Origin of the sequence: Leptothoe spongobia TAU-MAC 1115 (assembly GCF_018739885.1) — a bacterium.
GTDB lineage: Bacteria > Cyanobacteriota > Cyanobacteriia > Phormidesmidales > Phormidesmidaceae > Leptothoe > Leptothoe spongobia.
The window spans coordinates 89,474-113,764 of record NZ_JADOES010000037.1 but is presented as its reverse complement, the minus strand read 5'-3'; the positions used below and the strand labels follow the sequence as shown (position 1 = coordinate 113,764).

The window sequence follows — 24,291 nt, the reverse complement described above, 5'->3', positions numbered from 1 at the left end:
AGTGCACCGACACGATTGTCCATTTTTAATCGGGTTGAATGAATTCGGCTGGGGTGTTGGATCAGGTTAGGGACTCAGACGGATTCTCAATATTCTGAAACATGCGAGACAAACTATCACGACGGATAGGCTTGCTGACATAGTCATTCATACCTACTTTGAGACAGCGATCGCGATCTTCTGAGCTAGCATTGGCCGTCATCGCAATAATCCACGGTTGAGGAATATTGGGACCCAGCTGACGAATACGGCGAGTGGCTTCTACCCCACTCATTTGAGGCATCCGCATATCCATCAAAACCACATCATATCCACCTTGCTCGACAGCTGCGATCGCATCACCTCCTGTGGCAACAGTATCAGCTTGGTGTCCCAGCAACTGCAACATATGCTGAGCGACCCGCTGGTTGACAGGATTATCATCAGCAATCAACACCTTCAAACTGGGAGCTGACCTTTCATCGTCGCTAATTGTATCTGGTGACAGTGTCGCCGGGCTAGGAACCGCCTGAGGATGAATATGCATCAACGCCCGATATAAAGCAGCCTGCTTGATAGGTTTCCAAACAATCGCCATATCAGATCGTTCATCTTGACTAAAATTTTCCTGGATGTCCGCCAGAACGATTAACGGCATTGTTGGTTTACCCATTGCTTGTCGCAATGATTCGATAGCGCTCATACTATCGATTTTTGTAATCGCAGCATCCAAAATCACCCCATCAAACTGCTGACCTTGCTGTACTAGTAATAATGCTTCTGCAACGCTACGGGTGAAGATAGGCTCCATATCTAAAGCCTCCAACTGCCAACCTAATCCTGTACGTCGCGTACTATTTTTATCAATTACCAACATCCGTTGATTAGCCCAGGTTTTCAGGGCTTCAGGGCGTTCTGGCTGAGCAGTAACAGGATCGACTTGGACACGAATAGTAAAGAAAAAGCTGCTACCTTGATTCAGTGTGCTTTCAACCCATAAACGCCCCCCCATAGTTTCAGCCAGGCGTTTGCTAATCGTTAATCCTAGACCTGTACCACCATATTTACGAGTCGTAGACGTACTCGCTTGACGAAACGGTTCAAAAATTTGGGCAATCCGATCTTCTGGAATACCAATCCCAGTATCTCGTACCGCAAAAAGTAACAAAATTGACTGCTCAGAAGGATGAGTCCAGCGAGTGACTGGAGTCCCAAAGTCATCGCTGGGAGCAGGTTGCACGATCACAGCAACTTCACCTTTCTCGGTGAACTTAACCGCATTACTCAATAAATTGAGCAAAATTTGTCTCAATCGGATCGGATCGCTAATAATCACTGGAGGAGTTTTTGGATCGACCATATAGACAAGATCCAACGGTTTGTTAGCTGCCCTTGTGGAAACAATATCTAAACTCTCCTCAACAGAGTTACGGAGATTAACAGGATGCTCCTCTAATACAAGTCTACCAGCTTCAATTTTAGAAAAATCAAGCACATCATTAATCAATGCCAACAAAGCCTGACTGCTATTCTGAATAGTCTCACTAAACTCTCGCTGCCTAGGATCAAGGTGAGTCTCCTGCATCATCTCAGAGACACCAATAATGGCATTGAGCGGTGTGCGTAGCTCATGGCTCATAGTACCCAAAAACTCATTACGAGCTTGAAGAATAGCGCTACTACGCAAGCGATCAGTAAAGATAATTAGCCCCTCTGTAAGACTAAGTAAGACAATCGGTGTCGCCACAGGTAATGCATAATTAAGAAAACGAGCCCCAAAGCACACCCCTAACCAAAGGCTCACGCCCACAATCCAAAGACTCATTTGACGTAAAAATGAACGCCCTTGAAGAGATAACGTAATCAAAGGTCCCATCAACAGCAGAAAAATATGAATTAGAGGCTGATTAGGAAGACGTAGCCAATTTTCTTGCAAAAGATTATGTAATACAGCAGCATAGACATACATGCCATCTACTGGGTCACTATCAAAAGGAGTACGGATGTCTCGATCGACACCTCTAGCACTAACACCCACCAGAATAATCTTATTTTGAATTCTCTCAGCAGGAATCTTATCATCTAGAATATCCACAAGACTAGCATGAGCCAGCGATTTAGAGACATCTTCAACAGGACCTGGCCAGTTTATCAACAACTCATTATTGGGTAACTTCGGAAGGGCAATAGGAGCTGCTGTTGCACTGTAGATAGCCGCAGTAGAAGCAGCTAACGAAAGACTGTTAGCAATGGAAAGTCGGTGACGACGTGTAATACCATCAAAGTCGTGACTATCGTCAATTTGTCCAATCTCCCGTGCATTTTTGCGTAAGGATAAAACCGGATCTAGCGCCTGTTCGTTCTTATCAAGAGTAGTCGCTAAAATGGTCCCACCATGTTCAGCCATCGCACCAGCTAAAAGTTCATCGCCTTGATTAGGTTCTGACATCAGAATATCAAAGGCAACGACGCGATTATCAGCCTCAATAAGTTTCTGTAATAGATCAGCGTAGTATTTTCGTGATAGTGGGTACTGCCTTAACTGTGTGACGGTAGCATCATCGATATCAATCACCAACAACTCTTCACTCCAGGGTTGAGGCCCTCTCCAGCGAGTGATGACATCAGACGCTGGATAATCGAGATATTTGAATGTACCTAGCGATGACAGAGCCACCACTACACCACTGACCAGTAAACCTGGAAACAGAGGTTCATATCGTCTTAGAACCTTACGACAACTAGCGAAAGACCACATCATAGATCTGCGTTTTGCCAAGAGGAGTAATCACTTTTACCTCAATGCTGCTTCTATCTGCAGGTAGTGGAACCTCTAATGAAAAGGTACCTATCTGCTCATCATCTTCATCAGCAATAATTTCTTGAGTGACACCTTCAATAACAAGTGAATTAACAAAAAAGGTTGCACCGTCTAGGAATACAATTTCCTCACCATCACGACGCTGACTCTCAATTCTCAGAATATTTAAGTTCGGATCTTCAGTAATCGGCATCGGCTCAGAAGGAGGCTGTCCCGGAATCGTATAATTTTGGTACCCTTCTGGTACTGTTACTGACTCACCCTGAGCAGACGATGCCACACTGCCCTCTTCCACAGCGAGTGATGAACGACCACTAGGTTGAATAGCGATACCGAAATCTGTTCCACGTACACCATTGACACCAGCTGGCGTACGAATCTCTAAACTCGAATCTGGATTAGTAAAACGTCTGACAAATAATCTGACTTGACCACGAGGTACATCGAGCTCAGTCACCTTGCCGCCTCGGGGAGTAGTATATAACTGAGTAATACTAAATGTAGTGTTTTCAGAAACGGTAACAAATCCGACTTGGGTATCTAAAGCCAGTCTAGCTAACGATCCTGCCCCCGTACGTAAGCCATCACCAACAGAGCCTAAACGTTGACCCACCTGAGCTTGACGCCATTGCCCACTTTGAAGAAAGTCAACAGTACCACTAGCATTGCGTAATTCTAGCCATCGATTTACACGAACAGAGAGAGGACGAGCACTTGTCTCAGAAGCAAGTCCCACAGTCATCACCGCACAACCAAGTAGCCAGGCAAAATGCTGCGGACGCAAAGAACGAGATAGTATGTTGCAATTTAGCCCAATCATCTTTTAAAGGCCCTTAAACACATACTGTGAACAGATTACTGACATCATCATGACATGCATTTTTCTCAACAATCTTCTTGGTCATTACAATGGCCTGGGGATTCAGGCCATTTGGCCGAAACGCTCTGATTACAAGCACATAGAGTTACTACACCTGGCTGAAGTCTCTTAGTAAGAATGGCTATCGACCTAAACGGCTATAGTGTATTAATCGAACATCAACATCGAGATAATCCTCAATCCGGTTCACTAATTCATTGGCATCGCGATAATTCCGAAAAGATGCAATATTAATGTAACGACCTAATCTTGAGGAGGTTAAAAATGCATCTGGAATGCAAGCCCGGATAGCGGGTAAATTATCTTGAATATCATGGGTTAAGAGAACAACGTAGGGACGCTCTTTAACCTGTCCAATGACAATTCTGTCATCACTGCCTTCAAAGGTGTTGAAATCTTGAGGAGATATGAAAAAGCTACAATCTGACGATTGTGCTGAAGCAACATCAATCGACAATAGCCAGAACATACTAGTAGTTGCCAAGCAACAGATCAGCTGTCGCCAGCCCTGTAAGTTTATAGCACCAAGATTAGGAAGCATCTTATATCATAACCAAGACCTCACTAATCATAGCTTTAGCAGCAAAATTTAAGCGAACTCACTGATATATTTCAGCATCATAGGAAATCGCTATCCTTGCTGACACGGTTCGCGGGTTGCTTTGGAGCCATCGGCTAATGCAGGGATGCCATGCAAACGTAACAATTCACAATCAATTTTGATAGCAGCCTACTTTAAAGATCATTGCAAAACTCAATGTTTTGAATCATACAGAGATACAAAAGCAGCATTGACAGACATCCAGCCCTGACTGAAGAGATCATGCTGGACATTGTAGTCATTGGTTGCAGGTTCCTTAGTATCGAATTCTGGGATCGACGTAGGCATTGAGAATATCAATGGCAATGCTAACTAGCGCAACAATCGTGCCAAAAAACGTCATCAATCCCTGCACTACTTCGTAATCCCGCTGTGAGATAGCTTCAAAAAAGCGGTTGGCTAAGCCAGGCCAAGAAAAAGTGACCTCTGTGAGCACCGTGCCTCCCAATAAGGAGGCAAAGGTTAGCCCCAGAATGGTGATCACTGGAATCAAAGCATTTTTGAGGGCATGGACAGTGATGATGCGAAACTCGGGAATACCTCGGGCCCTTGCAGCCTCGACATAGTCAGCCCGGAGCGTTTGCTTGAGATTAACCCGCACCATCCGCTCAAACACACCACTGATCAAAATTCCTAGGGTCAGACTAGGTAATGCTAGATGATAGAGGGATGTCCCAAACTGAGATAGGTTGCCATGGAGTAGGCTATCGAGCAGGTACAGACCCGTTGGACCATCAGGGGGTGTTTGGATGAGAGGGAACCGGGTACCGATGGGAAACCACCGCAGTTTCACAGCAAAGACCAGCTGCAAAATCATGCCAAACCAATACATGGGTGTGGCATAGGTGAGAATGCCAAACAGCCGTCCACCAGCATCAATAGGTGTATTGGGCCGGGATGCCGCAATAGAGCCAACAGTAATGCCGACAATCGCCGCTACAGTCAGGCCACAAATCGTGAGTTCAACCGTAGCAGGAAAGTGATCGCCAATAATTTGCCACACGGTTTGCCCCTGACTCGCAATAGAGCTACCCAGGTCAAATCGCAGCAAGTGCCCTAGATAATCCAGGTATTGAAAGAAGAGGGGTTGGTCAAGACCCAGTTGCGATCGCAATGCCTCCTTGGCTTCAATGGGTGCCCGTGGCCCCAGCAAAGCATCAACCGGATCCCCAGGGGTTGCCCGCATAAGCAAAAAGACCACCGTCGTGATCGTCCAGATCATTAACGGTGCAAGCATGAGTCGCGACAGCACATAGTAGCGCAGCGCATTAGCGCGAGATGACATTTATTTCCCCCATATCTAACAATCTAATCCCATGTAGGAGCGTTCCATGGCACACCCCTACATGGGATTGGCCCAAACCATTTATTTACTGATTTGCCATAGCAAAAATTGCTGGTTTGGTTCAATGGCAACGCCACCGACACCTGAGGCAGCAAAGACATAGTCCTTGTTTTGCCAGAGGGGAATGTAGGGCACATCATCCACCATCGCCTGCTGCAAATCTTGAAACAAGTCATTTCGAACAGATTCGTCCAATTCAGCACTTTGCTTAGTCAGCAAATCATTGGTCTTAGCGCTGTAATAGAACGAACCATTCCCCTGGGTTGCCCCCTTCTCACACAGGGTTTCTACAGAACCTTCGCTACAGCTCAAGAACGGCTGTACAAAGTTATCTGGATCAAAATAGTCTGGATACCAATTAGCTAACACGCTGGGATAAATGCCATTTTCTACGTTCTCCCACAGCGTGGCAGATTCAGCGGTGCTGACCTGAACATTAACCAGACCTGCTAGCTTGGACTCAATCGCCTCCTTGAGGGTGTTCGCCACTACACTACGGGTGGTCGAAGACGTCGGGTACCAAATCTCAAACTCAAGGGGATTCGCCTCAGTAATCCCTGCTTCTTTAAGAAATCCCTTCGCCTTTTCGTAATCGCCGTCACCATAAGCGGTTTCAAAAACCGGCTCATACACATCAAAGCTTTTAGGAATCAGACTATAAAGTGGTTCTGCCTGACCTTGGAAAGCCCGATCATTGATCAAATTACGATCGATCATAGCCGCCACAGCTTTACGCACATTCAAGTTATCAAACGGTTCAATCTTTTGATTGAGTGACATGTAGTTCACAACGGTAGAACCGGCTTCAATCACATTCCAGCCACCCTGATCAGCTTCACGTTCGAGCGCTGCAATCTGATCGGGATCTAGCGTTTGATAGGCCACATCTAAACCGCCAGATCGAAATGTGTTGTACAGGATGGCGGGACTGGTAAAAATCTGAATATCGATCCCCTGATTAGCTGGGATTTCCCCCCAGTAGTCTGGATTAGCATCCAACTTGATCACATCGCTGCTAAAGGATGCCAACTTATAGGGACCAGACCCGATAAATTCTTCAGGCTTAAATTGGGCATCACCAATGGTGTAGGTCTCATTAGGAACAGGAGTGACACCCCAAAATGTCAGAAGAGAAGTAAAGGCGGCAAACGGCTGCTTTAGGGTAATGGTCAGTTCATAATCATCGGTAGCCTCTACCGTCTCAATTTTTTCAGCGAGCAAGAATGCTGGACGTCCACCATTATCCATAAATCGCTGAATGGAAAAGGCCATGACCTCAGCATTAAAATCCGAGCCATCATGGAGCTTTACCCCTTCACGCAGAGGGATAGTATAGGTCAAACCATCATCACTAATCGTTGGCATGGCCGTTGCCAACTGCGGTTCTAGCGTCGTTGTGCCCGGTGCATAGGTATAGAGACGATCGCCCAGGTTATAGAGCAAGATGCCGGGAAAAATTTCATAGGCATCAGCAGGATCTAATGTACGAGCACTGAGGGTAGTCCCCATGGAGACACGGCCATTTGATGGGGTTGCTGTCCCTTGGTCTCCATCACCACCACCGCCACAGGCAATAGCTAAAACAAGACACAGACTAAAAAGACCAAGGTAATAACCCAGTGAACGCAATGGCCTGAGCCCAAAACGCCTACCCAAGACTTGAACCGACATAGGGAATCTCCAATACGCTAGCAGAACCGCAGCAGCTGACTTGAACTGTGACTCGCGATGAAGCAGAGCTCAAGCAGCAGGTCCATGGGTGCTATTTTTACCATTCTCAGCGGTTCCAAGCAATTGCATCACTGCTCAATGGCACGCCAATCCAGTTATCAGCTCAGTCACGGAAAACCCGCAATAGCCATTTAGTTAGGATAGGCATGGGCGTTTCCTAGCAATTTTTGCCGAAATTATCAAACTAGCCAAAGCCAATCAAGGCAAACTCACTGAAATCGAAGTCATATCCGAATTAGGCATCGACTCTGCTGTAGCCCATGAAGTCTTCATTGCTTTATGCCAACAAGAATTGGCTGAAATCGAAATGACCGACTCGGGACTGTTAGTCTATGCTTTCCCCGACATCAAGCAGCTCCCCAATAAACACACCTCACGAGATCTGCTCGATGCCTAGCACGCCCGAACCTCGGTATAACTGTCCCGTTTGTACGGGACTACCGATGCAAAAGCTCAAAATCACCCGCCAACATCAAGAGGTATTTCTCACCCTCGATTGCTGTAACCGTTGCGGTGGTGTTTGGTTCGATGAAGGTGAAGTCCAAAAATCCCAGAAAATTCAATCGCCCAAAGTTCGTCAGCACATTAGCCAGAAACCTCGAAGATGGATGATGCATTGCCATGATTGCAATACCTTAATGGATCGCAACCTGGAACATTGTGACACCTGTGGATGGCACAACCAAATTCATTGTCCAGTGTGCACAAAGGCATTACAACGCAAACATCACAAGGATCTGACCTTAGATATTTGTCACAGTTGCCAAGGCGTCTGGTTTGATCAAACAGAGTTAACCTCACTCTGGAAGCAATCACTCCCAGAAATCAAAAACTCTTCTAAGAAACAGCCTGCCTCCACCTTGCCTAAGGCTGAGATAGCCCAAATTTCGCAAGGCACTCATTACACTGGCGTTAATCTAGTCAGTGACACTGTGGGCCAGATTATTGTTGACGGTAGTCTGGATATTCTCACTCAGGGGGGTGAATCGGATTTAGTCCAGGCCATGGCACAGACCGCTAGTCACGTCATCAAAGGAAGTGCCCAAGCTGTAGCTGATACACCTGAAATGGCTGGGGGTATAGTGGAATCTCTTGGGGAAGTGACTAGTACAGCATTGACATCCATGGGGGATTTACCAGAACTTGCAACCGTTATCCTTGAGGTCACAGGAGAGATTGCCGCTGGCATGACAGAAGTACTCGCTGATGTGATCGCTGGTCTCTTTTCGTAACTGGATAGGGTAAACAATGAGCTATCAACTGGCGATTATGCAATTGAACTTCGTCGTCTTTACTAGCATGTCCGATCAGCCATCATATGGTTCATGTAATTAAACCACCCCAACCACTCAGTCTGGTGAGCGATTATCAACGTACAGTCTTTCTCGCAGGCTCCATTGAAATGGGAACAGCAGAAAACTGGCAAGATTATGTAGCACAATCCCTCCAACCAAAAGATCTAACCCTGCTCAATCCCCGTCGCGATGCGTGGGATCCTTGCTGGCAACAAACCATTACAAATCTACAGTTTCGCGGTCAAGTGGAATGGGAACTAGAAGCGCAAGAAAACGCGGCTATGATTGCAATGTATTTTTCACCGTCCACCCAATCGCCAATTACATTACTGGAGCTGGGACTATTTGCGAGCAGCGGTAGGCTCGTCGTTTGCTGCCCTGATGGCTTTTGGCGTAAAGGCAATGTGGAGGTAGTTTGCGATCGCTACACTATTCCCATCGTCAGCAGCTTAAATGACCTGATCGCATCGATTCAACAGCGCTTTCCATAGAAGCCATCACTCCCAGGCGGCTAACGTCTTCATCCTTATTATCCCAAGCCCCCCTAAATTCCACAATTCAGCCTTATTAGGTGATATTGTCGCAAATCTCTACAAAAACTTTAAATCACGCATATTGCAGACATCAAGAGGGAATCGGTCACACCCTCCGTTATCAAGACTACCTACTTAGATAGTGAGGCGTACGCCTAAGACCACTAAATTACTGTTAAGCACCGTCAGTAAACCTATGCATTAGGACCGATATTTTAACTTTAGAGCAGAGTTTCGAGGATTTTTAGAAAAATTCGACTCTTGCTAACAAACACCCCTAAGATGGATCTCTACTCTATGTATTCACTTAGAGATTAAGTGATATTTTTTACTAAAAATAGATACGTATTTTCAACTAGTGGCATCCGCCACTTAGCTGTTTTTTTTGTAAAAGAAAGAGTATTTTTCCTGACTATGGCTTAAACTACGTACGTCAGGCATCGCTATTTCAAAATTCCTTAAGTACTTACAGTTCGATTCAGATGCAAGTGAATGTAGCAGACACACCTAGCCTTTCAGAATTAGCCAGCTGGTTACAACACAAGGGCTGGCAAGAACTACCGCCGAGTGCGGCAGTATTGAATTATTGCGATCGCATCTGGCAAAAGAAAACCGACCGCTTATTTTTCAGCTTATATAACTACAACTCCTTACAGTTAGGTCACAGCAATTCTCAAGAAGAACCAAATTCGTTCGCAATCGAGTTAGCTGCCCAATCTAATGACGGATATTGGGCTCGATACGAAAAATATGGAATCCGAGGCAGTGAGCTACAAGATGTTTTAGACGATCAGATGGTGAAACTATTAAAAGCGTGGCAAGCCATCAATTAAACTTGAACAGACTGTTTATGACAGCAAGCTTTGACCTACTGGAGTGAGAAAGTTGCCATTACCCATCATTCCTCCTGGCTCTCTGGACTCCACCATCACTGCCAGGTAATCACCCAGGGTCTCGGTGCCTAGAGATAAACCATTATGTTGCTTCAATTGCCTGAAACATTAGGTGAACAACAATCCATGCGTTGCACAGGATCTGTCATGCATATTTATTAACAACTCCAGCATTTTGTCAACCAATAATATATAAGTAGCACAGTTATCTTAAGCGTACTCATATTCTTAGAATGGTTGCCAATACTAGTACCGTATACTCTCGCATGCAAAGTATACAGACTCCTATCATTCCATTAATTAAAGAACTGATCAAAAACAATCCTGGCACTATCCCGTTAGATCAAGGTGTTGTGTCCTATAGTCCACCCAATACTGCAATCGCAGCCATTCAAGATTTTTTAGCTCATCCCCAGGAACACAAATATCAAGCAACCATTGGCATTCCTAAGCTCTTAAGCGGCATCCAAAAAAAATTACGTCAAGATAACCAAATTAATATTGGAGATGATAATTGTATAGTCGTTGCTGCTGGCAGCAATATGGGATTCTTAAATGCCATATTAGCCATTACTCACGCTGGCGATGAAATTATATTAAATACGCCTTATTACTTTAACCATGAGATGGCAATTGGGATGATTAACTGTCATCCTGTCCCCGTCCAGACTGATGATAACTATCATCCGCAAATAGATGAATTACGAAAAGCAATTACACCTAAAACGAAGGCTATAGTGACAATTTCTCCCAATAACCCTACTGGAGTCGTTTATGATGCTTCTACCCTGAGAGAAATCAATAAAATCTGTCAGGAGACAGGCATTTATCATATTAGTGATGAAGCCTATGAATATTTTACCTACAACCAAGTAAAACATACCTCACCCGCCTCTTTTCCCCACAGTACGCCACACACCATTTCTCTCTTCAGCCTTTCTAAAACCTATGGATTTGCCAGTTGGCGAATTGGGTATATGGTTATCCCCAAAAAGTTATTACCACCAATTTTAAAAATACAAGATACGAATCTAATCTGTCCTCCAGTCATTTCTCAATATGCAGCTCTAGGCGCATTAAGCGCTGATGACAATTATCTTTCTGAGCATGTATCCGCCATTGCCAAGGTCAGAGAGAGTATTCTGCAAAAACTGCAAGATTTACCGGCGACATGTACGGTAGTGGTTCCTGACGGAGCATTTTATTGTTTTCTCAAAGTGACTTCGGACTTATCAGACTTAGATTTGGTTAAACGGCTAATAGACACGTATAAAGTCGCTGTTATTCCAGGCCAAGCGTTCGGGATGAATGATGGTTGTTATCTGAGAATCTCCTATGGTAGCCTCACTCTAGAAAATGCATCGTTAGGTATTGATAGGCTGGTACAAGGTATTAAAGAATTAACGGTCTGACTTGAATTTTACATCCTGCATCTTCTGCGGAAATCGATCAGAGAACAAAGCTCAAATCCATGTAGATGGTGCGTTACGCTTCGCTAACAACACCCTACAACGTCCCGTCAATAACCTCATACGAAATACAGACCCAGCCAAGGGGCAAGCTTTCCTTCATACTAGTATTAGCCAACGTTCCACCCCCAACTATGCAGATACATCGCCTCAATGCCTGGTCAGATAACTATATTTTCTTGCTGCAAGATGGACCTAGAGCGGCGGTCGTTGATCCCACAGAGGCTCAGCCCGTCCTCAAAAAGTTAGAAGAACTGGGTGCTAAACTCACCGTTATTTTTAACACCCATCACCATGGGGACCATGTCGGTGGCAACCAACAGTTACTCAAAATATTTCCTAACGCAACTGTGTATGCCAGTGAGGCAGATCGCGATCGCATCCCTGGCCAAAAAGTCTTTCTGAATGATGGTGATGTTATTCTCTTTGGTGGACGCACCGCCCAAATCTTCTTTGTACCTGGCCACACCCGAGGGCACATCGCCTACTACTTTGCCCCCATCGACCAGGAACCAGGAGAACTATTCTGCGGCGATACCCTCTTTGCAGGCGGCTGCGGACGACTCTTTGAAGGCACACCGGCACAAATGGTTGAGTCCCTCAGCAAACTGCGGCAGCTACCCGACAATACCAGGGTATGGTGCGCCCACGAATACACCTTGAATAATTTGAAATTCGCAGTGACCGTAGATGGGCAAAACCCTGAGCTGCAGAATCGATATCAGCAGGTGCAACTAGCACGACAACGTCAGCAGGCAACCGTCCCCTCACTACTGGGCGTCGAGAAAAAAACTAACCCCTTTCTGCGATGGGATCAACCAGCCTTACAATCAGCGGCAAAAATGCAAGAGCCTGCCCGTGTGTTTGGACGTATTCGTGGCATGAAAGATATGTTTTAGCCATCCTGGCATCCCCAAAACGCACTACGTAATGAGCATCAAACAAATTAACAATAGGATTCATCAGATTTATGATCAATACACCTTACTAAGTACTGACTAAGGCCTTGATTATCGGGTCGCTAGTAAACACATGTGTACCGACATCAGACCACCGACTGATTCATCCAGGCAATCATTAACCTCCGCCATCGATTTAAATTTGCCTCAGACGGACTTGAGTCTATAGAATGTTAGACTGCACTAGTTTTATTACGGGTCAAAGAAGGAGACTGGGTCAAATAAACCGTTTACACGTTTGACAACCTAATCCACTCAAGAGGTGGATGCCGCTTCCAAATGTGTACGCGAAGTTTATCTGGGCCCGAGCAGAATCATTATGGCAAAACGGGTTCAGTTAGTTCTAAGTCAAGACATTAGCAAGCTAGGTAAAGAAGGCGACCTCGTCGAAGTAGCACCTGGCTATGCACGCAATTATTTGATGCCTCGGGGTTTGGGCTATCGTGCCACTCCTGGCGTACTCAAGCAGGTAGAGCGCCGTCGTGAAGAAGAGCGCCAGCGTCTAGAGCAGATCAAGCAGGATGCTCTCGCTATGCAAACTGCGATCGCAACCATCGGTCTCTTTACTATCAAGAAAGAAGTCGGTGAAAACGACGCTATCTTCGGTACCGTCACCGCTGATGAGGTCGCCGAACTCATCAAGACCAATACCAGCAAAGACATTGATAAGCGCGACATCGAAGTTCCACCGATCAACAAGCTGGGTGAATACACAGTACTCATTAAGCTTCATAGTGAAGTCACTGCCGAATTAAAGCTTCGGGTTGCGTAGTTAGGCCAAAAACACCGAACTCTCTACGGTCGAGGACTAACGATCAACGTAATAGACCATCAAGACCCTTGATCAATGATGATCAAGGGTCTTCTCATCAGCTGGTCACTGGTACAGCCAATCATTCTGTCAGAGTGCTTAGGAATAAGGGCTCAATTAGGTTCTATCTTTTGATGTACAGGTTGCCATGGAAACCTCTTCAGACATAATTTTTGGATCTTATAAAATCCTTATCCCTTAAGATGCTTACGGAATCACCTTTGCATATCTGAACCACTAAGACAGCATGCCATCACAGTTGATATAATACAAATGAACTAAACTAGCATTGTCCAAACATGTGAGTTCATACCGCTAATATGCTCTACCAATAGCGTACCTAAAATTTTCTTGACGCTATATATGGGTATCTACGATACTAGCTTTAGGGACGTAACAGGGTTTGCTGATATTCCTAACCCCTGACTTCGCTACAAACACGCCCTTTCTAATGCAGTTAACTTATTTAGCTACACCCACCGTTTCCTCTGAAGGTTGTCATGGCTCAAGAACGTAAGTTTCAAGCAGATTTTGATCGCCTACCTCCTCAGAATATTGATGCCGAGGAAGCGATCTTGGGTGGCATTTTACTCGACCCAGAAGCCATTGGTCGCGTCACCGAAATTTTGGTCCCCGATGCGTTTTACATTGGTGGTCATCGTGAAATATACCGTGCTGCCATAGAGCTACAGGCCAAAGGAAAACCAACAGACCTAATGACCGTCGCCTCCTGGCTCAAAGATCATAATTTACTAGACAAAGCCGGTGGTCAATCTCGCCTCGCCCAGCTCTTTGACCGCACCATCAGCGCTGCCAACATCGACCAGTACGCCAAACTGGTCATGGACAAATACACTCGTCGTAAACTGATCCAAATCGGTGGTGAAATCGCCCAACTAGGCTATGAAACAGAAAGTCCCATCGAAACGGTGCTAGATCAGTCCGAGCAAAAAATCTTTGGCATCACCCAAGATCGACCACAGCAAGGACTCACAGCGACATCCGACATCCTCACCGAAACCTTTGACGACATCGAACAACGCTCCATGGGCATGGTTTTGCCCGGTCTATCCTGTGGGTTCTACGATTTAGACGCCATGACCCAGGGCTTTCAGCGTTCTGACCTAATAATCGCCGCTGGACGTCCGGCCATGGGGAAATGTTTGAGTGCAGATGCTGAGATCCTACTCACCGATGGCTCTCTCAAAACTATTGAAGAGATTTATCAACAGCGTCAAGCTCAGTTATTGACACTGAGTAACCAGTGGCGATTTGAAGCGACACAGCCCAGTGTTTTTGTTGATGATGGCATTAAACCTGTTTTTCAAGTAACGACACGCCTCGGCAGAACCCTTAAAACCACTTACACTCATCCTTATCTGACCATGGATGGATGGTTACCGTTAAGCAGCTTAAGCGTTGGTGCCAAAATTGCTGTCCCTAGAAAGTTAGAGGTTTTTGGCCAACAATCTTTACCTGACCACAAGATTAGGCTTTTAGCCTATCTCATTGGGGATGGCTGCTTAACCGGGACTTCACCCAGCTTTACGAACGTAAATCCGCTGATTCAAACTGACTTTAAAGAAGCTGCTATGCAGTTTCCTACGATCAAAGTTCGTGTTGATACCGCCCAAAATACTCGTGCGCCTTCCCTAGTAATTGCCGCTAATAGCCATGAGGTCAGCCAGGTTCGTCAACAGTTTGGGCAAATATTGCGGACATTAATGCAAACAGAAGACATTACAGGTCGGAAATTAGCAAAATTAGTTAATGTCAGTCCTTCACTGATCACTCAATGGCAGCTAGGTATCTGTGCTCCTGACCGAGAAGCTTTCCAGAAGCTCTGCCAAACACTTAACGTATCATCATCTAATCAGCTAGCACCTAAGGGTTACGAAGCCTTACGTTGGACAGGGAAAAATCCTGTGGCGGCTTGGCTAGACGAACTTGGTTTATGGGGACTCACTGCCCACGATAAGCACGTTCCTGATGTCGTGTTTACAATGCCGAAACGGCAAGTGGCTTTATTTCTGAATCGTCTCTTTTCTACCGATGGTTGGGCATCCGTCTTGAGTAGTGGCCAAGCACAACTTGGTTACGCCACAGTTAGTGAAAGGTTGGCACGGCAGGTACAGCATTTGCTGTTACGGTTTGGTATTGTTGCGGTATTAAAACATCGCCAGGTGAAATACAAAGACACCAGGCGGCCTGCTTGGCAGTTGGATATTACAGATGCGATCGCAATCCACACCTTTATCACTGAAATCGGTATCTTCGGTAAAGAAAGTGCTGTTAGCAAAGTAGCAGAAGCTATCTCTACTCGGAAATATCACAGTAACAGAGATCTGATTCCCAAACCTGTCTGGACAGAACTTAAAGCTGCAAAAGGAGAGGAAAGTTGGAAAAGTCTGGCTACTCGTGCAGGTTTTCCAAATGTCAGCAATATCCACGTGGGGAAACGAGCTTTGAGCCGACCCCGATTAGCTGCCCTGGCAACGGCATTAGAACATGAACCTCTCCAACAGTTAGCCACCAGCGATATTTACTGGGATGAAATTGTGGCTATTGAACCCATGGGTAATCAACAGGTGTACGATCTGACTATCCCTGAAACCCACAATTTTGTTGCCAATGATATTTGCGTTCACAATACTAGCTTTGTTCTAAATGTCGCGAGAAATATCGCTGGTGGTCACAAGCAACCGATCGCTATTTTCAGTTTAGAGATGTCCAAACAGCAGTTAGTCTATCGCCTGCTGTCGGCAGAAGCGAGGATTGAGAGTGGCCGACTCCGTACAGGGCGGATTGGCCAGCATGAGTGGGAACCCCTGGGCCATGCTATTAGTTCTCTTTCACAAATTCCCATTTTTATCGATGATACTCCCAACATTTCAGTGACTGAGATGCGCTCTAAATGTCGTCGTCTGAAAGCAGAAAATGGCGGTGCACTTGGGCTCATCCTGATCGACTACCTGCAGCTGATGGAAGGCAGCAGCGATAACCGCGTACAAGAACTTTCCAAAATCACCCGTTCTTTGAAAGGTCTCGCCAGAGAATTAAACGTGCCAATTATTTCTCTCTCTCAGCTCAGCCGAGGCGTAGAATCAAGAACTAACAAGCGTCCGATGATGAGCGACTTGAGAGAATGTGTAACTGGAGATACCCTCGTCTGGTTAGCAGACGGTAGACGTTTACCCATAGCAGATCTGGTTGGGCAAACCCCTGACGTTATTGCGATGGATGCTCAAGGTAAGTTGGTTGAGACAAAAACTGATTTAGTATGGCAAGTAGGCACAAAATCAGTTTATGAAATCACTACCGCTAGCGGACGAAAACTCAAAGCAACCAATAAGCATCGTCTTTATACCTTTGATGGATGGCAACGTTTACAAGACATCAAAGTAGGTGAACGTCTTGCAGTGGCTAACCATATGCCTCGCATGACTCCCACCATCGCAGAACCATGGCCTGAATCCAGAATCATATTGCTAGGACATCTTATAGGAGATGGCAGCTATCTCACCCATCAACCCCTACGATATACAACAGCATCAGAAGAGAATAGTGCCATCGTTAAAGCTACCGCTGAAGAATTTGGTTGCACCGTAAACCGGCATCCTGGAAAAGGTAATTGGCATCAACTAGTTATTTCGGGTAATGGTAATCGTTGGCATCCAGCAGGTGTGGGACGCTGGCTTAAAGAACTCGGCATTTTTAATCAACGATCCGCTGACAAGCATATTCCTGCCGAAATTTTTCAGTTACCGGACCATCAAATCGCCCTCTTACTAAAACATCTTTGGGCAACCGATGGTTGCATTAGCAATTACCACCATCCCAATGGCAAAAAGTATAAGGCCAGTATCTTTTTCTCGACCGTCAGTGAGCAGTTAGCCCGTGATGTTATGGCACTGTTACTGCGTTTACATATTGCATCTAAGATGCGATGGACCAAATCTAATTGTTACGAAGTCCACATCTATGGAAAAAATCATCAGCTAAAGTTCTTGGATCAAGTGGGTGCGTTTGGACCTCGGGTAAAACCGGCAATAGCAGCAAAAGCTGAACTATTGCGTCGAGGCAAAGCTAATCCAAATCGGGACACTCTCCCGATTCAGGTCTTTGATTTGGTGAAGCAAAAAATGAAAGAGCAAGGTATTTCTCAGCGGCAAATGGCTGCCCTAAGGGGTACATCCTATGGTGGTTCATCTCATTTTAAGTTTGCACCTAGCCGAGAAATGCTCCAAAGTTACGCTGAGATTCTGGACAGTGAAGAGCTGCGAAAAATTGCAAATTCTCATATTTTTTGGGATGAAATTGTCTCGATTGAACCCACTGGAGAAGAACCTGTTTATGATTTAACCGTTCCTGGACCAGCCTCTTGGCTAGCTGATGGTATTGTTTCCCATAATTCTGGATCGATCGAGCAGGATGCGGATTTAATTATGATGCTATACCGCGAAGAATATTACGATCCTGATACTCCCGATAGAGGTCTCGCAGAGGTGATTATTGCCAAGCACCGTAATGGTCCTACGGGCACTGTTAAGTTGTTGTTTGAGCCCCAATACACACTGTTTAGAAACCTGGCAAAACCAAATGCATAGAGTTTTAGAGGCTATTTCGCCTTTGGATCCGTCATTCAGATGGTGGGACTCCACCAATGGTATCATCCGTTTTTGAAGCTTCAAAAGCATCGTTATCAGCATCGTCTTCAGATTTCTTACGTTTTTGATCGGCCCAATCACCTAACTCTTTATGGTTCTCATTAGCTTTTTCGACTAGTTCATGGCTATTGTCTAACTGATCGCAGGTCTTAGGCTCTTTTTTAATTTGTTCAGTTTCTGGTTGCGATCTCATGTCTGTTAAAGATGTCGTGTACTGGTTTGCCAGGATAGCTGATCCAACCCCAGTAACAACAGGTAATATTTCCATTGCTGCTAAGGCTTGTTTCAAAAAAGTACCTAAGGCTCCTGATTTTTCTTTTGCAAAAAGCTTCGTACCGAGAACCACATAATGAGATTCACTCAAATCATTGAGACTAGTTTTATAGTCGGCAATTAAGTTTTCAATTTCTGGAGCAAACTCAGCACATTGTGGATCGCACCAGGTAGATTCTAGATCTTGCCAAGCGTTTTCCAGGTGATTGAGTTCACGCTCTAAATCCTCAGCAAGTAGGCCAATCTGTGAGCAAAAATCTTGCGCATCGGCATGATTAAATGATGTACGAAAACCCATAATTTTCTATCACTTCAGGGCACTTAATTTTTGTTGTCTTTCTTGGGCTATACGGATTTGCTCACGCAATTTTGCGATTTGCTCTTCGTGATCTACCTGACTTTTTTGATAGGCACCTGCCAATGCACTGTAGAATTCTGCAAAATCATTGTGTAGGCTATCGTGCCACTGATCGCTGAGATGCGACCAGTGATTATTCATGGTCGATAGGAGTACTTTAATATCTGAATACAGAGATTCTAATTGGTTAAGAAGATCCTGAGCATGATCGCTATTAAATGTTGTTTGACCAGAAGAGCTAACCATTCTTATCTCCCTTCCTCAAATTCAACTACCACATCTCGATATTGTTCTAAAAATTTGAGTGCATCTTCTCCATTGTCCAGGGCTGAACGGATCACACTGGTCGTTGATTCAAAGTCTGGCTGAAATTCATCCTTTGCTTTCCCTTGCCAGGACTCATCACAAATACTCCATTTTTGCTCCAACACTTTAAACTGTTCATCAACTCTAGTTTGAAACTGTCGCATGGTCTCAATAAACCGTTCTAGCTCTGATAAATCGATATTAATATCACTGCTCATTTTATTCTCCTTTATTGATTTTTTTGATGTAACAACTGACCGTATTGGCTTAGTTCTGCTTGGGTTGGAATGGCATAAGGCTTAAGCTTGTCAAGCTGGCTAGAGGCTGCAACATTTTTGAAGTAGGCCCGTAGCTTGGGTAAACCAGCCGCAGCATTGTCACCAAGCAAAGTACGAGAATCATCTGCTGGCATGGTTAAGCAGACTCTCAAGCCAAAATGATTCAGTGCAGCTCTTTCTTTGGTGGCAAAGAGCTGATTCAAGACTTTTAAGTTTTCTATGTACAAAACTAGATGTATACCCAGTTCAGCTCCCTGGGCCGCGATATCCAATAGCTTTTGGGCATCGTCTGACATTTCAGGATCTCCACGTCTGCCAGGCACGGGGCGCAAGCTACTGAGGCAATCGAGGGTACCGAAGGCGCAGACTAAAAATACGGAGGGGCCGAAATCATACACATCTGGATCATCTTGGCGCAGTTGTGTGCGGCGTTCAAACTCTGTGTATACGTTCTGGAGCAGGGTGGTAGTAGTGGAAATATGGCGTTCTTTATCTGGAAAATCCTTGGCCAACTGGATATCAAAGAACGGTTCAAAGGTATTTCGAAAATCTGTTGTTAGGCTAGACCAATAGAGACTGGCATCTTCTTCATCAGCCATATCAGCGATATAAAACTTTACCTTATGAAGCTGATGGCAACAGGCCAGACTGGTCAAGGTTCCGGCCAGAATACCGTAACTATCTTCGGCGTCCTGGCCCACTATCAAAAGATTACTACCTAGCTGACGGCGGAAGATAGCACGGCTATGGTCGCCAATACGCATGGCTTCCCCCAACCAGGCAACGCTAGGGTACTGCTTGGTGCGCCAGCTGGGTTCTTGAATTAGGGTTTTGATTTCGGCAGAGGACAACCAGTGGGGCGCTTTGGCTAATGTGGTCAGAACACTATTATTACGCAAGCGAGTAGGGTGCCGTCCATCGAAGAGAACTAATGGGTCAGATTCTGGACGGTGGTAGTTCTGCTCACTGGCAACTTGCTGAATTGCGCGCAAGGCTTGTTTACGTTCATCGGGGTTGACATCAGCCACCTGTCCTAGCTGGTTACTGCCCTTGCGGCCAAAGTCCGTGTTATAAATAATGCGTCCGGGGCGATCCAATAGGTCAATGGCATCTAGATTCCCTTCCGCTAGGGCCATTGCAGCTATATTTTGATTCATTTGCATGGCCATGCGTAAATCAATCAGGTCATAAACGCTACGGCTAATGTTTTTGATATTAGGAGATTGAGACGCTAGCAGGAGATGAACACCGTAGGCACGTCCTTGTTTGATGATGGTGTTGAAGATTTGGTTGATCTCCATGGAGATCGCGTCATTGTCTTCAAACAGCACCTGAAATTCGTCGATAACTACCAGAATGCGGGGCATGGTTTCGTGGGTGCGATCGCGAAATTCAGCCACCTTGGTAATATCATTGGCAACCGCCTTCCAACGGTCAGCTCGCCGTTTAAACTCGGCATTAATTTTTCTCAGCACACTGAGGCCAAACTCACGATCGCTTTCGATGGAAATAACTTTCGCATGGGGCAACGCTCGCTCCGTGCTTAGTTCATCGTTGGAGCTGCCAGTCTCACCCCGGTCTGGATCCACATAGATTTGGAACTCCACACCTTCTTTGTAGTCCAACAAATATAGCTCCAGCTCATCGGGCGCATAGCGCATGGCTAAACTGTTGATAATGCTATGGAGAGTAAAGCTTTTACCCGCACCTGGTTTACCAAACAACAGCGACTGACTAATTTCTTGCCCGCTGCTATTTTGTCCTAGCCAAAATTCTAGTCGGTCTCTGGCTCCAGCTAAACCAATCGGTGCCCGCAGCTCTTTACGGCTGTCTTCTAGCCAAAAGTCGGATGGATATAACTTGGTAAAGGGTACGGTGTCTACTTTTACTTTGCTGCACGCATCAGAAATCAGCGATGTAAGACAGTTGAACTTATCACTGGCTGGGGGTTTATCCAGCGTTACTTCGTACCGTAGGCCGTTATACGCTTCATAGCGGAATAGGGGTTGACCTTCGTAAAATTCGCCTGTGGGTCTCAGGACATTGCAATGATCTTTAAACAGATCGTAGTTAAAGTTGCGCGGTTTTTCCAGGGTTTCGTCAATGTGGATAATGGCATAGACACCAGCCCTGGCACCATTGGTTAACAAACTATTGAGGTATTCTAGCGACCTGGAATCAAACTTGCTGGGAAAGTCGGCAACAAAGAGATAGCGATAGGCTTCCTGAATAGCTTCAGCGGCAGCATTATAATCTTCAATGGATGCATAATCACGGCTGAGGTAGTTTTGGATCATCTGCTCAGTGTGGGTGATGAGCTTGAGCAGTTCTTCTTGGATGTCGCTGCTGGTGGTAAAGGTGCGCTTGCCTCGCAGTTCTTCTGGCAGGCTCTTAAAGGGAAAGGTGTTTCCCATACTGATGGGATCGATAAAGATGCCTTGTAGTTTACGCACTGGGAAAGTAGCAAAGGCTCTGAGGGCCAATGATTCTAGGGCTTCTGTTGCTGCTCTGCGGGTGGAATCGTTGTTGGAAAAGATAACCGTATGACCGCGATATTGCGCAAAGCTTTCAGATTGAAGGGTCAAACAATTCAGCAATAACGGTAATCGTCCTAGTACGGATAAGTCTAACTGTGCTAGATCAATTCCACTTACAGATGTCAAATCACCTTGAATCTTTTTCAGATCATCGTATTTTCTGAGGTTGACCGCAGGGCATTTGGAATATGAATATCGAAAAGTTGCCAATGTGGTGACTATCCCCACTTGCAACAGCGGTGGGGCTATTCCTTCTAACCTGGGCATATAACCACCATCACTAGAATGCCACCAGAGTGGATTATTCCAATGTGCCATAACTTGCCGTGAGGATTCTAAAGAGTCTCCTGGATTCCGATTTAAAAAACACTGACAATTAGGTAATTGTTCTAGCGTATTTTCTAACGAAGCAAGAAATTCTACATACGTCTGACTTAATCTTTCTTCCGCTTTTTGAACAAAAAGACTCAATAAAACTTTAGCTTTTACTGACTCATCTCTGACATGTTGAATTTTTTGAAGCCACTGCTGATTATTTTTAGATTTTTCGTCTGATATATCAAGAGGAGACACAAAACTCTGTTGTTCATCTACTATCCTCGACAATTCACGTTCAGCTTCCAATAGCCTATGTTCTGCTACATCTAGATTATGTTCCGCTCCAGAAATTTCACTCTTGCTGCCGTTGAGCGCTTTAAAGTTCCATCTAATGTCAGTATAATGCTGTATTCCACGTAGGAAATCCTGAGAAATAAAAATAATGAACAAAATAATGAAATAAGTAATCGAGGCTAATAATATTCCCCATAAAGGACCTACTCCGAATCCGAAAATCCACAACAAACAGTAAACAATAAAAATAGGCTCTATATGGGTTTCTGGGAGGTCTGAATCAAAAAACGCTTGAAACCCTTGAGTGACAAGGGTTTTGGCCTAGGAGGCGCAGAACCTCTGAAACATGCTTTGGGTAAGGCTTACAGGCCATTGCATTAGTCCACCTCCCTGAAACAGCTATTGAGCCTAAAAATAAACCAACCTTTATGCGCGGGAAGAGATAAATCTCCTGATGAATCCGAATCAAATTCCGAGGTAACCCAGACAACTGAAACATTAGTAATATAAGCTAATAATATCCCCCATAAAGAACCAACTCCAAACCCAAAAGCCCATAAAAACCAATAAAAAATTAAGATAAACGCCGTGATATTTAATTTCTTAATCGAGGACCTTTTTGTTTCTATTGCGATTTCTACCTCAATCTTTTTATTTTCAACATCATGTTCTAACTCAGCTACTGTTTCTTTAGATGCAATTATATTGTTTTTCTTGTCTTGATATAACCCAACAGTTTCACTAATTTTCTGAGAATATGATTTTATTAAAGCTGATAACTTTTCCTCAGTGAAATCAGATTCTTCAAAGATTATCTGTTCGGGCTGGATCACAGTCTCTTGAGAGTTAAAAGAGTCTTTAAGATCTGCTTTCAAATAAGGCCGTTTTTTTGTTAAATCAGACTCTGTCGAATCCCTTTTGTTGTGACAGAGATCCACAAACTGACGAGCTTGATGAAAACGATGAAAGCTAGCAGTGATTTCTCTAAGTAGATTCGTATGAGTCTCGTACGGGGCCAGATCCTTATAGGATGAGGGCAAGTCATGTGACAACTCTGACTTTGAAGAGAAACTACTGCTAGCAGTTTCAGTTTTATGAATAGGCATCTTAACCACTATTCATCATCCGGTAAACAACACATAAAACAATAGGATCTGGTTGAAAGACCAACAATAACTCTAAAGAAATTAGTCTTCTCTATCCTTTTTTCGTAGGTGTCTAAATTTTAAGAAAACTAGCCCTTAGAGCAATACATGATAGGGTTTTCACAAATTGCCTGTAACTACTGCTGAGGATTGGTTAGATGACATCCGACAACATCACTGTGCTTTTAACACAGCTGGGGATGCGTCTGGATGAGCAAGAACGTCAGATCAAAAAACAGCAGCAACGAATTGAAGAACAACAGCACCAAATTGAAGAACTGACCTGCGAGAACGAACGGTTAAAGGCCATTTTAGAGCAGCAAGGTAGTGCGAAAGGGTCGAAGCCCCCAATATTTAAGGACGATTACAGTGTGGACACGCACACGGGGTCTGGCAAAAGTAAACGAGGGCACCAATCGACGGGACGACGCCCGCATCAAAGCAAGCAAACGCAAGTAGATAAGCAGACAGATGTCTATGAAACCGGAGTTGACCCCTCGTTATGTGTCGAACGTCGTCGCCAATATGTCTGGCGGATTATCGATGGGAAAGCAAGGTACATCTGCTATCGTCTGTTGGCTAGAGCGCAGAGTCAGGAACTCCCGAACATTGCGGGTGTGCGCAACAGTTGGAGTGAATATGGCATCGAGATCATCGTGATAGTGGCCTATTTGCACTATTGGGTGGGTCTATCGTTAGACCGTGTATGTGAGGTGATGCAATTTTTTACAGGATTAGAGTTGAGCAAATCCCAAGTCGATGCGTTGTTAACGCAGCTGAGTCAGGACTGGCAAGAGC

General features: G+C 45.0%; 18 protein-coding genes. 8 read left to right on the top strand and 10 right to left on the bottom strand.

The annotated features are described in order from the left end of the window. Positions 1-61 precede the first annotated feature (61 nt). The 5 genes from IXB50_RS16755 to IXB50_RS16735 all read right to left on the bottom strand — a co-directional run bounded on the left by IXB50_RS16755 (position 62) and on the right by IXB50_RS16735 (position 7,297). The gene (locus IXB50_RS16755; protein ID WP_215610129.1) at positions 62-2,740 is read right to left on the bottom strand and encodes a CHASE2 domain-containing protein; all 2,679 of its coding nucleotides are present in this window, start codon (positions 2,738-2,740) and stop codon (positions 62-64) included. After that, on the bottom strand, positions 2,721-3,584 hold the full coding sequence (locus IXB50_RS16750; RefSeq protein WP_215610128.1) for a FecR family protein: 864 nt from the start codon (positions 3,582-3,584) through the stop codon (positions 2,721-2,723). Before IXB50_RS16750 ends, IXB50_RS16755 begins: the two co-directional genes overlap by 20 nt. A 217-nt stretch (positions 3,585-3,801) precedes the next feature. Beyond that, positions 3,802-4,221, bottom strand: a complete 420-nt coding sequence (locus IXB50_RS16745; RefSeq protein WP_215610127.1) for a hypothetical protein — start codon at positions 4,219-4,221, stop codon at positions 3,802-3,804. Between the two features lie 316 nt (positions 4,222-4,537). Further along, positions 4,538-5,566: an ABC transporter permease gene (locus IXB50_RS16740; protein WP_215610126.1), complete on the bottom strand. Its 1,029-nt coding sequence runs from the start codon at positions 5,564-5,566 to the stop codon at positions 4,538-4,540. Between the two features lie 81 nt (positions 5,567-5,647). After that, a complete protein-coding gene (locus tag IXB50_RS16735; protein WP_215610125.1) occupies positions 5,648-7,297 on the bottom strand; it encodes an ABC transporter substrate-binding protein in 1,650 nt (549 codons plus the stop codon). Positions 7,298-7,746: 449 nt separating this feature from the next. Here IXB50_RS16735 and IXB50_RS16730 point away from each other — a divergent pair, with 449 nt between their 5' ends. The 7 genes from IXB50_RS16730 to dnaB all read left to right on the top strand — a co-directional run bounded on the left by IXB50_RS16730 (position 7,747) and on the right by dnaB (position 17,924). Further along, positions 7,747-8,589: a zf-TFIIB domain-containing protein gene (locus IXB50_RS16730; RefSeq protein WP_215610124.1), complete on the top strand. Its 843-nt coding sequence runs from the start codon at positions 7,747-7,749 to the stop codon at positions 8,587-8,589. A gap of 86 nt (positions 8,590-8,675) precedes the next feature. Beyond that, positions 8,676-9,143: a nucleoside 2-deoxyribosyltransferase domain-containing protein gene (locus IXB50_RS16725; protein ID WP_215610123.1), complete on the top strand. Its 468-nt coding sequence runs from the start codon at positions 8,676-8,678 to the stop codon at positions 9,141-9,143. 530 nt (positions 9,144-9,673) lie between these two features. After that, positions 9,674-10,018 (top strand): hypothetical protein, encoded by a 345-nt coding sequence (locus IXB50_RS16720; protein WP_215610122.1) that lies wholly within the window; start codon positions 9,674-9,676, stop codon positions 10,016-10,018. A gap of 293 nt (positions 10,019-10,311) precedes the next feature. After that, complete coding sequence (locus IXB50_RS16715) at positions 10,312-11,490, top strand: pyridoxal phosphate-dependent aminotransferase (protein WP_215610121.1); 1,179 nt, start codon at positions 10,312-10,314, stop codon at positions 11,488-11,490. Between the two features lie 191 nt (positions 11,491-11,681). After that, entirely contained in the window at positions 11,682-12,446 is a 765-nt protein-coding gene (gene gloB, locus IXB50_RS16710; RefSeq protein WP_215610120.1) for a hydroxyacylglutathione hydrolase, read from the top strand. 379 nt (positions 12,447-12,825) lie between these two features. After that, positions 12,826-13,278: a 50S ribosomal protein L9 gene (gene rplI / locus IXB50_RS16705; RefSeq protein WP_215610119.1), complete on the top strand. Its 453-nt coding sequence runs from the start codon at positions 12,826-12,828 to the stop codon at positions 13,276-13,278. A gap of 539 nt (positions 13,279-13,817) precedes the next feature. Continuing rightward, on the top strand, positions 13,818-17,924 hold the full coding sequence (gene dnaB / locus IXB50_RS16700) for a replicative DNA helicase (protein WP_215610118.1): 4,107 nt from the start codon (positions 13,818-13,820) through the stop codon (positions 17,922-17,924). Positions 17,925-17,955: 31 nt separating this feature from the next. On the opposite strand, the gene IXB50_RS16695 is transcribed toward dnaB, so the two are convergent. The 5 genes from IXB50_RS16695 to IXB50_RS16675 all read right to left on the bottom strand — a co-directional run bounded on the left by IXB50_RS16695 (position 17,956) and on the right by IXB50_RS16675 (position 23,463). Beyond that, the gene (locus IXB50_RS16695; RefSeq protein WP_215610117.1) at positions 17,956-18,555 is read right to left on the bottom strand and encodes a hypothetical protein; all 600 of its coding nucleotides are present in this window, start codon (positions 18,553-18,555) and stop codon (positions 17,956-17,958) included. A 9-nt stretch (positions 18,556-18,564) separates the two neighbouring features. Beyond that, positions 18,565-18,861 carry a hypothetical protein gene (locus IXB50_RS16690; protein WP_215610116.1) on the bottom strand — a complete coding sequence of 99 codons (297 nt, stop codon included), beginning with the start codon at positions 18,859-18,861 and terminating at the stop codon, positions 18,565-18,567. 2 nt (positions 18,862-18,863) lie between these two features. After that, a complete protein-coding gene (locus IXB50_RS16685) occupies positions 18,864-19,139 on the bottom strand; it encodes a WXG100 family type VII secretion target (protein WP_215610115.1) in 276 nt (91 codons plus the stop codon). A gap of 11 nt (positions 19,140-19,150) precedes the next feature. After that, the gene (locus IXB50_RS16680) at positions 19,151-22,309 is read right to left on the bottom strand and encodes an FtsK/SpoIIIE domain-containing protein (protein ID WP_215610114.1); all 3,159 of its coding nucleotides are present in this window, start codon (positions 22,307-22,309) and stop codon (positions 19,151-19,153) included. Between the two features lie 416 nt (positions 22,310-22,725). Continuing rightward, a complete protein-coding gene (locus IXB50_RS16675) occupies positions 22,726-23,463 on the bottom strand; it encodes a hypothetical protein (protein ID WP_215610113.1) in 738 nt (245 codons plus the stop codon). Positions 23,464-23,651: 188 nt separating this feature from the next. Here IXB50_RS16675 and IXB50_RS16670 point away from each other — a divergent pair. After that, a partial coding sequence (locus IXB50_RS16670; RefSeq protein WP_215610112.1) for a hypothetical protein occupies positions 23,652-24,291 on the top strand: 640 nt, incomplete at its 3' end.

Excerpts from the sequence above, each read along its gene's own strand:
- IXB50_RS16755 (WP_215610129.1), bottom strand. The coding sequence starts at position 2,740 with ATGATGTGGTCTTTCGCTAGTTGTCGTAAGGTTCTAAGACGATATGAA.
- IXB50_RS16715 (WP_215610121.1), top strand. The coding sequence starts at position 10,312 with ATGGTTGCCAATACTAGTACCGTATACTCTCGCATGCAAAGTATACAG.
- IXB50_RS16730 (WP_215610124.1), top strand. The coding sequence starts at position 7,747 with ATGCCTAGCACGCCCGAACCTCGGTATAACTGTCCCGTTTGTACGGGA.
- IXB50_RS16685 (WP_215610115.1), bottom strand. The coding sequence starts at position 19,139 with ATGAGCAGTGATATTAATATCGATTTATCAGAGCTAGAACGGTTTATT.
- IXB50_RS16695 (WP_215610117.1), bottom strand. The coding sequence starts at position 18,555 with ATGGGTTTTCGTACATCATTTAATCATGCCGATGCGCAAGATTTTTGC.
- IXB50_RS16690 (WP_215610116.1), bottom strand. The coding sequence starts at position 18,861 with ATGGTTAGCTCTTCTGGTCAAACAACATTTAATAGCGATCATGCTCAG.
- IXB50_RS16745 (WP_215610127.1), bottom strand. The coding sequence starts at position 4,221 with ATGCTTCCTAATCTTGGTGCTATAAACTTACAGGGCTGGCGACAGCTG.
- IXB50_RS16725 (WP_215610123.1), top strand. The coding sequence starts at position 8,676 with ATGGTTCATGTAATTAAACCACCCCAACCACTCAGTCTGGTGAGCGAT.
- IXB50_RS16735 (WP_215610125.1), bottom strand. The coding sequence starts at position 7,297 with ATGTCGGTTCAAGTCTTGGGTAGGCGTTTTGGGCTCAGGCCATTGCGT.
- IXB50_RS16740 (WP_215610126.1), bottom strand. The coding sequence starts at position 5,566 with ATGTCATCTCGCGCTAATGCGCTGCGCTACTATGTGCTGTCGCGACTC.
- dnaB (WP_215610118.1), top strand. The coding sequence starts at position 13,818 with ATGGCTCAAGAACGTAAGTTTCAAGCAGATTTTGATCGCCTACCTCCT.
- rplI (WP_215610119.1), top strand. The coding sequence starts at position 12,826 with ATGGCAAAACGGGTTCAGTTAGTTCTAAGTCAAGACATTAGCAAGCTA.
- gloB (WP_215610120.1), top strand. The coding sequence starts at position 11,682 with ATGCAGATACATCGCCTCAATGCCTGGTCAGATAACTATATTTTCTTG.